Origin of the sequence: Vibrio sp. PID17_43, assembly GCF_002608565.1 — a bacterium.
Taxonomy (GTDB): Bacteria; Pseudomonadota; Gammaproteobacteria; order Enterobacterales; family Vibrionaceae; genus Vibrio.
On record NZ_LIXM01000001.1, the window covers coordinates 150,991 to 162,571 of the forward strand.

Annotated in this window: 10 protein-coding genes and 1 tRNA gene; 2 read left to right on the forward strand and 9 right to left on the reverse strand. The window is 44.5% G+C overall.

Annotation, left to right across the window (positions count from 1 at the left end; genetic code table 11):
* Positions 1 to 14: 14 nt before the first annotated feature.
* Positions 15 to 524 carry a GNAT family N-acetyltransferase gene (locus AK965_RS00710; RefSeq protein ID WP_099077799.1) on the reverse strand — a complete coding sequence of 170 codons (510 nt, stop codon included), beginning with the start codon at positions 522 to 524 and terminating at the stop codon, positions 15 to 17.
* Positions 525 to 596: 72 nt separating this feature from the next.
* On the opposite strand from AK965_RS00710, the gene AK965_RS00715 reads away from it, so the two are divergent.
* The gene (locus tag AK965_RS00715; RefSeq protein ID WP_099077800.1) at positions 597 to 791 is read left to right on the forward strand and encodes a DUF2986 domain-containing protein; all 195 of its coding nucleotides are present in this window, start codon (positions 597 to 599) and stop codon (positions 789 to 791) included.
* Positions 792 to 932: 141 nt separating this feature from the next.
* Here AK965_RS00715 and AK965_RS00720 read toward each other — a convergent pair whose 3' ends face one another.
* Entirely contained in the window at positions 933 to 1,421 is a 489-nt protein-coding gene (locus tag AK965_RS00720) for an NYN domain-containing protein (protein ID WP_099077801.1), read from the reverse strand.
* Between the two features lie 193 nt (positions 1,422 to 1,614).
* Here AK965_RS00720 and AK965_RS00725 point away from each other — a divergent pair, with 193 nt between their 5' ends.
* Positions 1,615 to 2,055 carry a DUF4174 domain-containing protein gene (locus AK965_RS00725; protein WP_099077802.1) on the forward strand — a complete coding sequence of 147 codons (441 nt, stop codon included), beginning with the start codon at positions 1,615 to 1,617 and terminating at the stop codon, positions 2,053 to 2,055.
* Positions 2,056 to 2,168: 113 nt separating this feature from the next.
* Here the strand turns inward: AK965_RS00725 and cobA are convergent, their stop codons facing one another.
* From cobA to AK965_RS00760, 7 genes are all read right to left on the reverse strand, one after another.
* Positions 2,169 to 2,930, reverse strand: coding sequence for a uroporphyrinogen-III C-methyltransferase (gene cobA / locus AK965_RS00730; RefSeq protein ID WP_099077803.1), 762 nt, complete (start codon positions 2,928 to 2,930; stop codon positions 2,169 to 2,171).
* A gap of 174 nt (positions 2,931 to 3,104) precedes the next feature.
* The gene (locus tag AK965_RS00735; RefSeq protein ID WP_099077804.1) at positions 3,105 to 3,953 is read right to left on the reverse strand and encodes a formate/nitrite transporter family protein; all 849 of its coding nucleotides are present in this window, start codon (positions 3,951 to 3,953) and stop codon (positions 3,105 to 3,107) included.
* Between the two features lie 179 nt (positions 3,954 to 4,132).
* Complete coding sequence (gene nirD / locus AK965_RS00740) at positions 4,133 to 4,456, reverse strand: nitrite reductase small subunit NirD (protein ID WP_099077805.1); 324 nt, start codon at positions 4,454 to 4,456, stop codon at positions 4,133 to 4,135.
* A gap of 12 nt (positions 4,457 to 4,468) precedes the next feature.
* Positions 4,469 to 7,033 (reverse strand): nitrite reductase large subunit NirB, encoded by a 2,565-nt coding sequence (gene nirB, locus AK965_RS00745; RefSeq protein ID WP_099077806.1) that lies wholly within the window; start codon positions 7,031 to 7,033, stop codon positions 4,469 to 4,471.
* Between the two features lie 562 nt (positions 7,034 to 7,595).
* Complete coding sequence (locus tag AK965_RS00750) at positions 7,596 to 9,203, reverse strand: hypothetical protein (protein WP_099077807.1); 1,608 nt, start codon at positions 9,201 to 9,203, stop codon at positions 7,596 to 7,598.
* 354 nt (positions 9,204 to 9,557) lie between these two features.
* Positions 9,558 to 9,631, reverse strand: a tRNA-Cys gene (locus AK965_RS00755).
* Between the two features lie 232 nt (positions 9,632 to 9,863).
* Positions 9,864 to 11,564 carry an ankyrin repeat domain-containing protein gene (locus AK965_RS00760; protein WP_172438027.1) on the reverse strand — a complete coding sequence of 567 codons (1,701 nt, stop codon included), beginning with the start codon at positions 11,562 to 11,564 and terminating at the stop codon, positions 9,864 to 9,866.
* Between the last annotated feature and the right edge of the window lie 17 nt (positions 11,565 to 11,581).

The following is an 11,581-nucleotide window of genomic DNA, read 5'->3' on the forward strand; positions in this document are numbered from 1 at the left end:
TAACTAACCTAGATTCACAGTTTCATCGAGTAAAGTTGTAACGTCCGTCCATTATCGTACTGCTGTTCCACACGCTGATACTGAAAGCCGAGCTTTTTAAGCAAACTGATACTACGAATATTGTCATTTTTGGTGATAGCAACAAGGTTTTCTATATTCATTCCATCGCGGGCAAATTTAACGACAGCTTTCGCCGCTTCGATTGCATAACCTTTGCCATAAGCCGTTGGCAAATATCCGTAGCCAATATCAAGAGCAGTCAATGTATCACGCTTCACTAACCCGCATATACCTATTGGTTGGTTGTCATCTTTAGTTTCAACCACCAGCAAGCTCACGCCTTTAAGTTTTTGCATATGTAGCATGTTCAATTCGATGTAACGTTGTGCTTCATCTAAGGTACGAATTTGCTTGTCACCGACAAAGCGATAAAAATCTGGATGGTTATAGAGCTCTAAAATAAACGGCGCATCTTCTACACTAACAAGACGTAGTATTAGGCGCTCTGTATTAAGTGTTCTCATAGGGTATCCATTAGGCTTGTAACTTAGCGGAAAAATCACTATTCTGCCCCGCTAAATTAAAGGACCAACACCATGAACCGCAAGAAGAAAATCAACCAAATTTTAAAATCAAAGCTAAAAAAGCAGAATTCAAAACTGCACAAAAGCAACAAGCCCCGTTACATCTCTAAAGCTGAACGTGCAAAAATGGAAGCAGAAGAGCAAAACCAAGCGACTGAGCAAGGTGCTGATAGTGCGGTAGAAAGTGAGGTTAGTGAGCAAAGTTAATGACTTTCGTGAATCCGTAGAGCTGACCGAGTGTCGACTTTCCTTAGTTCTACGACATCACAGAGGTGAATTGCTTGTGCGAACAATTCACCTCTGTTCTTAAAATGCATCACCGCAAATAAGCTATTACAGAAAAAGCAATTACAGCAAAAAATCATTTTCTATTGCAATAAAGCTGTCCGCCGCATCTATGAGAGTCTGAGAAGTGAGCTTAGGTACGCCATAAACGGTGACTTTCTTATTAAAACGTTGCTGGATACGTTCAACTAACATCGTAAAATCACCATCACCAGAAACCAGTATCACTTCGTCTACCTCTGGAGCAATCTCTATCGCATCGAGCGTGATGCCAACATCCCAATCCCCTTTAGCGCTACCATCTCTACGCTGAATAAACGGTTTTAACATCACTTCAAAACCCACACCACGTAAAATATGGTGGAATTGACGCTGTTTAGGATCATTACTAGCAATAGCATAAGCGCGAGCACTGACCACATGTTTGTCTTGTGTCGCCACATACCAGAACTGGTTGTAGTCAAAATTTGCTCGATACGCTTCTCGGCAGGTGTAATACACATTCTGCACATCAGCAAGAATCGCGACTGTTTGTTTATTTTCCGAACTCATCTATTTCGTACACCTTATCTTTTGCTGCATACCCTAAGCGACTTTGCCCAAAAGCACAATGAGCGATTTCCACTAAACTTACGTATGTATACAAGTAATCTCAAGGTGCTCTGCTCATAGATTCAGTTCAGCTAGAGTAACTTGGTTTACAGACGTGACCAGACCTGTTGTTCACGTTTATAGGAGTAATGCCATGATACACAAAGTACTCGCTCTATTGGTTACGTGCCTAGTGTCCACTGCTGCTTTTGGCTATCCGTCACATGATCAACACTGGCCGCATCGAAGTGTGCTGTATTTTGCGCCGAGCAATGATGACCACGTGAAGCAGTTTTTACTCGAAGCCTTAATGAACGAATGCGAACTCGAAGACCGTGACATTGTCACACTGGTTATTGCTGAAGATGGGTTTACTCAACCGGCATGGTTAAAAGAAGAATTCGATTTGAAGATGCTTGCCAAACTCTACCAAGTAAAACAAGGACAGCACACCGCAATTCTATTAGGAAAAGACGGTGAAGAAAAACACCGCTGGGGCGCAAAAACCGATTGGCAATTCATCAATAACCTCATTGATGAGATGCCAATGCGAAAAAGAGAAATGCAGCAGAAACGCAGCCCCTGTGCCATTTAATACTTAACAATGTCGAAGCCAAGTTATTATTAGACTTGGCTGCTATTAAGATTAGTTATTATAAATTTCAGTATTGTGAAGATTAGTGATTACGAGGCTTGGTATTATGAAACTTAATGTTTGCAGAACCAATCCAATTTATTGTGTAACTGAGTAACACTACCAACCACTATCAACGCTGGGCTTACGGCTTTCTCAGCCATATTTGCTAATTCACTCAACTTCCCTTGGAACACACGTTGCTCTGGTCGCGTACCATTTTCGATGATAGCGCACGACATTTCTGGATCTAAACCATGCGTGATCAGCTTATCCATGATTTGACCACTTTGTTTTAGTCCCATGTAGAACACAAGTGTGTTATTTGACTGTGCCAATGAGTGCCATTCAATCTCACGACCATCTTTTTGCACGTGTCCTGTAATAAATTGAACACTCTGTGCGTGATCGCGATGCGTCAAAGGAATACCCGCATAAGCTGTCGCACCTGCAGCTGCCGTAATACCCGGGATCACTTCGTATTTGATGCCAAACTCGGCTAACTCTTCTAGCTCTTCACCACCACGGCCAAAAATAAACGAATCGCCACCTTTTAGGCGCACCACCCGCTTACCCTCTTGCGCTTTTTGTACCAAGATTTGGTTGATTTGATCTTGTGGTACGCAATGAAAGTCTAGTTTTTTACCTACATAGATCATCTCTGCTGATGCGTGCGCTAGCTCAAGAATGTCTTTCGACACTAATCGGTCATACACAACAACTTCAGCCGCTTGAATCGCTTTTAAGCCTTTGACTGTGAGCAAATCAGGATCGCCAGGCCCTGCGCCCACTAGTGAAACAAAGCCGTGGTTTAAAGATGAATGAACTGTAGTCATATCAATGCCTATCGGTAAATTTAGATATAAAAAGTAACACTCACATGATCCAATTAGGATTCAAACTACTCTAAAGAGTGATTACTTTTTATCGCCAAAACAATTAAATAACAGATGAAAGTTAAGATTAAAGCATGGCCCCATCTATCTAAAGGTGGGGCTAGCACAAGCGAATTATTTCGCCATTGAAGGTTCTGCTTTTACTTCGTCTTGCGCATTGATAGATGGCGCAGTTTTAGCATGAGTTAGGTACAGTGGAATACATGTCATAACTAAACCACCAACAATGTTACCTAGGATTGTTGGAATTAGGTTGAAGTTCAACCATGTCGCAATGCCAAAATCCGCACCTAGAATCATACCCAGTGGGAATAGGAACATGTTTACTACTGTGTGTTCAAATACTAGTGCGAAGAAGATGAAGATCGGGAACCACATCATCGCTACGCGACCAGAAACTGAACGCGCTGTCATGTTGCCGATAACACCTAGACACACCATCAGGTTACAGAAGATACCGCGCACGAAACACGTGATCCATCCGTCCATACCCATATTCTCGAAACCAAGGCTACGTGCAGTAGAAACAGCGACAAATTTCTTCGCTACTGCATTCAGTTCTAGAGAAAAGTTGCCTGTCAAAGAGATAGCCACTAGGTAAGCAACGATCAGAGAACCGATTAGGTTACCCAAACCAACAAGCCCCCAACAACGGAAGATGCGACTCCACGTTATGCCAGGACGATTTTCGAACTTCGCTAATGGTGCAAGGCCGAAAACACCTGTCACTAGATCGTAACCCATGACGCTGAGAATCACAAAACCGACAGGGAAGACCAACGCTCCCACAAGGCCTATACCCGTTTGTACCATCGCTGTAATTGCGACCACAACCGCCAGAGAAAGAATAATACCAGCCATCGTACCGCGAAGAAGAAGATCGCGAGTACTAGTGTTGGTTTTCGCTTCACCCACGTTGATCATGGTTTGCACGAATTCTGCAGGCTTAAAGTCAGTAGACATGAATGTGTCCTTATTCAAAAATGTGAAAGTTAAAAATTAAAGATTGAATAGAGAAAGACTTACCGATGAGTAACACCTAGCTTCCCTGTCCCCGTAGATGAACCACGGAAAGTCTTTGCCTATTAAATCTAGATTTCGGTTAGTTCCCTCCCCCAAAGAGGAGGGAACTCAAATCGAGCTTATGCAGAAATTTCCACTTCGCCGTTAGTCACGCGCGCTTTGTACGCTTTCACGTTGAAATACTCGTCTTCCATGCAAACACCGGTTGCTAAATTAAATCGTTGCTTTTTAAGTGGGCTTGCAACCCAAAGCTCACCTTGGTGCTCACAGATCAAACCACGAGAAAGCACGTTTGATTGAAAAAACGGGTCTGTGTTGCTGATAGCCAGAACTTCTTCGGCTTCAGTCGGACGAAATACGGCAACTTGCTTTCCACCAAGCAGTGCACAAATGCCAGTGCCCGGTACGATATCGCTGATTTGGCAAATCTTTTCAAATGACATATCAACTCTTCCTTATGCTTCAGTGATCGCTACGTGTAGGATGTCGCCTTTCACTTCAGGGTATTTCTCCGTGAAAGTTGCAGGGCGGTGCTGTTCACGCTCTTGTACAAACACAACGTTGTCATCGCGTTTGTCAGAGTTGATGAAGTGTGCAAAACGTTTCAATTGTGATTCATCATTGATGGTCGCAGTCCACTCACACTCGTACTCGTCTACAAGCTTCGCTACGTCTTCTTCTAGTTGAGCGTTGATGCCAAGTTTGTCTTCAACAATCACTTCGCGTAGGTAGTCAACGCCACCTTCCATGTTTTCCATCCAAACCGATGTGCGTTGTAGTGGCGCGGCAGTGCGGATGTAGAACATCATGAAGCGGTCGATGTACTTAATTAACGTTTCTTTATCTAGGTCACTTGCTAGTAGGTCTGCGTGACGAGGTTTCATGCCGCCGTTACCACATACGTACATGTTCCAACCTGCGTCAGTCGCGATGATGCCAAGGTCTTTACCTTGTGCTTCCGCACACTCACGAGTACAGCCAGAAACACCGAACTTCATCTTATGAGGGGTACGAATGCCTTTGTAGCGGTTCTCGATGTACGAGCCTAGACCGACAGAGTCTTGAACGCCGTAACGACACCACGTCGAGCCAACGCATGTCTTCGCCATACGAAGCGCTTTTGCGTAAGCTTGACCGGTTTCGAAACCAGCATCGATAAGCTTGCGCCAGATCTGTGGAAGATCGTCTTTTTGAGCACCAAACAGACCGATACGCTGTGCGCCTGTCACTTTAGTGTATAGGTTGTATTCCTCAGCAACCGCCGCTAGAACACCCAGCGCTTGAGGCGTTACTTCACCACCTGCCATACGAGGGATAACAGAGTAAGTACCGTCTTTTTGGATGTTACCCAGGAAGTTATCATTGGTGTCGTGCAGCTTAACCAATTGAGGCTTAAGAATGTGCTCACCCCAACAAGAAGCCAAGATTGAACCAGCCAGTGGTTTACACACTTCACAGCCGTAACCTTTACCGTACTTCTCTAGAAGCTCTTCAAACGTTTTGATCTCTTCGATGCGGATCAAGTGGAATAGCTCTTGACGAGAGTAAGCAAAGTGCTCACATACGTCGCTCTTCACTTCGATACCCGATTTCGCAAGCTCTGCGTTCAGTACTGAAGTCACGAGAGGAATACACCCACCACAACCTGTACCTGCACCTGTTATCGCTTTGATGTCACCCAATGTGTGATGACCATCAGCCACCGCTTGCGCGATCTTACCTTTGGTCACATCGAAACATGAACAGATAACTGCGCTCTCTGGTAGTGCGTCTGCGCCCAGAGACGGTTTTTCTGCGCCTGCGTGTGCTGGTAAGATCAACGCGTCAGGGTGCTCAGGTAGGTCGATTTCATTCAGCATAAGCTGTAGAAGATCACCGTAGTCAGACGTATCGCCAACCATCACTGCACCAAGCAATTTCTTATTGTCTTCTGATACGATAAGTCGTTTGTAAACTTCTTGCTCTTCGTTTTGGTAAACGTAGCTCTTACAACCTTCTGTGCGACCGTTCGCATCACCAATAGAGCCAACTTTCACGCCAAGCAATTTAAGTTTCGCAGACATGTCTGCGCCTTGGAATTTGCTTTCTGTATTACCCAGTAGGTGATCAACCGCAACTGTCGCCATTTTGTAACCAGGCGCCACAAGACCGTAGAACATTTCGTTCCAAGACGCACACTCACCGATAGCGTAAATGTTATCATCCGATGTTTGACAGTGGTCATTGATCGCTACACCACCACGAGGAGCAACATCTAATCCCATTTGACGAGCAAGTTTGTCTTGAGGACGAATACCCGCAGAGAATACGATGAAGTCTGTCTCTAGCTCAGTACCGTCTGCAAAGCGCATAACGTTACGAGCGCTTGTACCTTCTGCAGCAATCTCAAGCGTGTTCTTGCTGGTGTGAACGTTCACGCCCATACGCTCGATCTTTTGGCGAAGTTGGTTACCACCAGCAAGGTCAAGTTGCTCTGCCATCAGCTTTGGTGCGAACTCAACAACGTGTGTTTCTACACCCAACGCTTTCAGTGCGCCTGCCGCTTCAAGGCCTAGCAGGCCACCGCCGATAACTACGCCTGATTTGCTCTTCTTCGCACACGCTTCGATCGCTTTAAGATCTTCGATAGTACGGTAAACAAAACAGTCTTTGCTTTCGTGACCTTTGATAGGTGGAACAAATGGGAATGAGCCAGTAGCAAGAATCAGCTTGTCGTATTGAACTTCACGGCCAGTGCTTGAGTAAACGATGCGGTTTTCACGGTTGATGTTAATCGCGCGTTCGCCGATCAACATGTTAATACCGTGCTTCTCGTAGAAACCTTCTTTTACTAAGGAAAGCTCGTCTGCAGTATGGTGAGAAAAGTAAGAGGAAAGGTGTACACGGTCATATGCGACACGAGGTTCTTCACAGAAAACCGTAATGTCCATATTAGAAACATCGGTTTTGTCGACTAAGTCTTCGATGTAACGGTGGCCTACCATGCCGTTACCGATGACAACTAGCTTCAACTTGCTCATTCTAATTCCTAAGGGTTAGGTTCTTATCACTGAGCGCATTGTTAATTATGAAAGAAAATTAATACATGATGTAAATCAATTACAGAATCAAACTACCCTAAAGGGGTAGGAGCAATATTTAACCATAAGACAAGCCTTAACTTTCGTAACTTTGGCAAGAATCGTGTAATTTAAACAAACAAACAAAAGCAACGTATTTTTCATATTGTTTCACAACAATAAAAAAAGAACCCGTTTTGATAACTCTCTATTCGGCCCAGACAATAATTGATAAAGAGTGGATTATTGTGCAGTCAGACTTCTACATCCGGTAACCTCTAAAGATTTGGGTGCGTCAGTTGGCTATTTTGAATATCTGAAAAAGCGAATTAGTTTAAATTCTCCCCCGCAGAGTCACTTCCGTGTTTTTCATACTCAATAGGTTACTGTTAAACGACTTGTGCTGAGACAGGCAGGATCTGCTAAAAGCCCTATTCTGGCAAACACGGAAGTTATGGAGGGAAAGAAAAACCGGGCAAAGAACAAAAAGCCTGGAAACATCCAGGCTTTTTAACGCCATCATTTAGTTACTTGGTACAGGACAGATATTACAATCAGCAGAGGCTGTATCTGTGCCCTTAGTGCCATCAATCTTCAAGAAGCCAACCGCTGTGACCGTGTCTCGGAATGATTGCGTTTGTGAATTGCTAAACGCTTTAGGAATATAGCTACCACTGTATGAGCTACACTCGTTACCACTATTTGGAGGCCCGAGCACGACATTGCTCAGTACTACAACGTCATCTGAGGTATCACTCGGCGTGCCTGAGTCATCCACAACAGAAACGTTAACCAACGTCAAATCTGGCGTTGTATTGCAAACCATGCCAGAGAAGCTTACTTCGGCAACAATGCCACTCGAGGTTTGTTTGAATCCGCTGGTACATGATTTATTCACACTGATCATTGCTGATAACGGTATTTTCTCACAAGGATCGCTGGCAGTATCCGTAATCGTTGCTTGTCCACCAGGTGTTGCGGCAGCGGTGACTTTTACAGTGTTGGTTAGACCATTACTTGTACTCTCAAAGCTTCCTGAGTAGCTTGCACTCTGACCTGAGGCAATACTACCAAGACTGTGAGTGGTACCCGCTTCCAGATCTTCAACGACTACGTCATATAGTGTGCCTACACCATCATTAATAACGTTACCGCTATAGTTATAGATATAGCCGTCTTCAGTCGCGTTCACAATCGCTTGATTACACGTTTTGGTAATATCTACACTACATAACTCAAAGTCTCCAACGACAAAGTCTTTCAACTGCGCTGTAACACTACTTGATGCACGCGTCTCTGCGGCAAAAGCACTAAAACAGGTGTCCGCTTGAAGAAGCTGTGTAATATTTACGCCCCCTTCGAAGAAGGTTTCCGGAGGGAAAACATCGTCTACACCATCTTTAGGAGTATACGGCCATGGCGAAGTTGCATCAGACGTATTTGTAGAAGCACAAACCAATTGATTTCCCGGAGCACATAGTGCATTGGTTCTAATTTTTAAACGAAGGTTTGCAGCTGCACACTGTCCATCTTGTGGATTATTACTCGCAGCTTTGTTACAAGTTGTATCCCATTCTAGAACCAAAATCTCAGGTCCAGCATTCGCCGATTGTAAGTAATTTACTTGGATAAGTAAGTCACCCGCGACGTGTTCACCGGAAAACGTACCGTCAGGATTCGTTCCAACAGAATCTTGATAAAACCAAAATCCTAAAAAGGCGTCGCCGCTATTGCCGAAGCGGTTTGCACCAAAGGTTAAGATAAGTTCATTGTTGATAATATAAGCCGCTGCATACGCATGATGAATGTCCCCTTTATCGAGGACAGACCCGGTCTTCCAACCTAACTGTGGGATGTCTTGTATGTCTTTTTTACCCCCGGTAAATATCGTGTCTGGGGTGGCGGTATCATCTTCAAAGCTAAAGACTTGTGCAGAGCCAGCGAGTGGCGGAGTTCCCCAATCGTCGGGTGCACCAACTCCTGAATCATCAACAGCGTTTGCGTTTGGCTCTAGCTCAAACACCCCATCAGTTGGTGTCGCAAATGCAGAACTACCAATCAAAACACTCGTAAAAGCTGCAAAAATAAAGCTCGTCATCGTATGCCAGAGATCTGGCTTATCAGGTTTCATAATCTACTCCTTAGAACACTTCTAAAACTTGACGAAGGTCCATATGTCATTCATTGCCTTTAAAAGAGTGAAAGCGTGATACGACTTTCGTTTCACCATCACTAAGGCATAGAGCATGCCATCGGTTAAGTTATTGATTTATTAAAACTTGAATATGTAATAGAAGAGCTAAGTGGACACATTGTTCAGTCACAATCGCAACGAAAATCGATTAGGGTAGAAAATCAGTAATAAATAGAGAGACTAACGAGTGAAGAGTATGATGTTACAATTTGATACAGTCTAGTTCACATATGTTACAGATTAGTGCTTTAACTGCGATATTAGGTAGATTGAAATCAGGATGAATAGAAATGGAGGCGCCTCCCGGAGTCGAACCGAGGTCCACGGATTTGCAATCCGCTGCATAGCCACTCTGCCAAGGCGCCATTTTGTCGTTTCTAAACAGAAACATTTGAAAGGTATCTTCGAGGCTACCGCCTTTCTGATGCCGCGTACTTTAACGATTTATGTGGGATAGTCAAAGAAAATAACGCCCTTTTAATCCGTTTGGTATAAAAAACAACAAATTGCTGCTTTATCGAACCAAATGGGACAAAATTATCTAGCTAAGCGTATTTCTCGCAAATTATACCTAATAAGCCATGGCCTAGTAGCACTTCAGTGTGATATTCCAACTTGCTTAGCAATTTGCTTGTTACCTTTAAACAACGCCCAGTCAGCAGCTGTCTTCCCTTGCCGATCTTTTATCGTTTTATCAGCCCCGAGTTTCATCAATAAGTCTACAGCTTCAATGTGATTTTTTACCGCCGCATTCATCAGTGGTGTTCGTTGGTCATGATCAAGAGTATTAACCTCTGCCCCCGCCTGAATCAGCTCGGCAAGTACGTTAACGTTACCTCCTTGAGCAGCCCAATGTAATGCGGTACGTCCTAGCGTATCCTTCGTTGCTATTTTACTTCCTTTTTGTATAAGTAAGCGCACCAACTCAGAAGATCCTGTCAGCGAAGCGGCCATTAATGGAGTGAGTCCCTGTCGATCCGAAAGCTCAATTTTGGCGCCGCTGTCCAACAGCAAATCTACCGTATCGTTTTGATGATTTCCTGACGCTAAGAGAAGCGCGGTTGCACCATTTTGGTCTTGCCAATCCAGGTTAACTCCAGCAGAGATCAATTGAGCAGAGGTACTCGAATGCCGTCCTGCGATAGCATAGAACAACGCATTCCATCCTGGAGTATTCACCTTGTTCAAATCGACTTTGTTCTCAAGCAGTAATTCAGTGACCCCACTGAATCCCCCACCAGCCGCCATCATCAAGGCAGTGACTCCACCTACATTCTGTGCGTTTACTAGGGTATTTTCTAGACCCAATAGATAACTGACGACAGCGACATGACCATTTTGAGCGGCCAACATCAGTGGCGTAAAATTATGACGTTGCATACTGTTAACCTCTGCCCCCTCTTCGACTAATAATCGTGTAGCCGCAAGGTTTCCATTCATCGCCGCTAAGTGCAAAGGATTGTAGCTGTAATTGTCACGAGGCTGAATATTAACACCTTCTCTCAACAACATGACGACCAGCTTGCCATCACCTTCTTCGGCGGCATAATGAAGCGCCGTCCGTCCTTGTGCGTCAGGTCCGTCAATTTCGGCTCCGGCCTCAATCAACAAACTGGTGATTTCGGGACTTTGTCTAGCAATAGAGGCCGCTAACACAGTTTGTCCTTTATCATTCTGGCTGTTAGGCTGCGCGCCCGCCATTAATAAATCTGCAACCAAAGCTTTATCGCCATGCTTGACCGCAATAAACAATGGTGACTGCCCTTGGTCTGCTGCTAGGTGCACGTTAGCACGCATATGAATAAGAACCTTGGCCACTTTATTATGTTTTAATTGGATTGCGGTATAAAGTGCCGTTCTAGAGCGTTGGTCGCGTTTATTTAACGCTGCACCTAGATCAATCAACTGCTTAGCAAGAATCTCATTCCCCACCTCGGCTGCAAGCATCAACGGCGTCTGCCCTCGGCGATTTACAGCGTTGATGTCTGCCCCATATTTTATCAAGCTCCGAACAGCGGATTCGTGAGCTTGTAAAATTGCACTCCCCAGTAGAGTTTGTCCTGTTACAGGGTCAATCTGGTTAATCCATTCTGGCTGATTGGAAACTAACTTTTCTAAGGTCGCGAAGTCTTCGCTATATAAAGCATGCTTTGTCTTTTCGTATTCACCACTAACCGGTTTTCCCGCTTGTTGCTTATAAGTGTGGTCACTGCCACCTTTTGGCTGAACTGTGGTGGTAGCTCCCGCGAAACCGATAGAGAACAAGAGCAAAACAGTCGTTACGACTAGTCTTATCACTAAGTTGTTCCCTATCG

What these genes read in the sequence shown, in the direction of transcription:
- AK965_RS00710 (WP_099077799.1), bottom strand. Translation starts at nt 524, where the DNA reads ATGAGAACACTTAATACAGAGCGCCTAATACTACGTCTTGTTAGTGTA.
- AK965_RS00715 (WP_099077800.1), top strand. Translation starts at nt 597, where the DNA reads ATGAACCGCAAGAAGAAAATCAACCAAATTTTAAAATCAAAGCTAAAA.
- AK965_RS00720 (WP_099077801.1), bottom strand. Translation starts at nt 1,421, where the DNA reads ATGAGTTCGGAAAATAAACAAACAGTCGCGATTCTTGCTGATGTGCAG.
- AK965_RS00725 (WP_099077802.1), top strand. Translation starts at nt 1,615, where the DNA reads ATGATACACAAAGTACTCGCTCTATTGGTTACGTGCCTAGTGTCCACT.
- cobA (WP_099077803.1), bottom strand. Translation starts at nt 2,930, where the DNA reads ATGACTACAGTTCATTCATCTTTAAACCACGGCTTTGTTTCACTAGTG.
- AK965_RS00735 (WP_099077804.1), bottom strand. Translation starts at nt 3,953, where the DNA reads ATGTCTACTGACTTTAAGCCTGCAGAATTCGTGCAAACCATGATCAAC.
- nirD (WP_099077805.1), bottom strand. Translation starts at nt 4,456, where the DNA reads ATGTCATTTGAAAAGATTTGCCAAATCAGCGATATCGTACCGGGCACT.
- nirB (WP_099077806.1), bottom strand. Translation starts at nt 7,033, where the DNA reads ATGAGCAAGTTGAAGCTAGTTGTCATCGGTAACGGCATGGTAGGCCAC.
- AK965_RS00750 (WP_099077807.1), bottom strand. Translation starts at nt 9,203, where the DNA reads ATGAAACCTGATAAGCCAGATCTCTGGCATACGATGACGAGCTTTATT.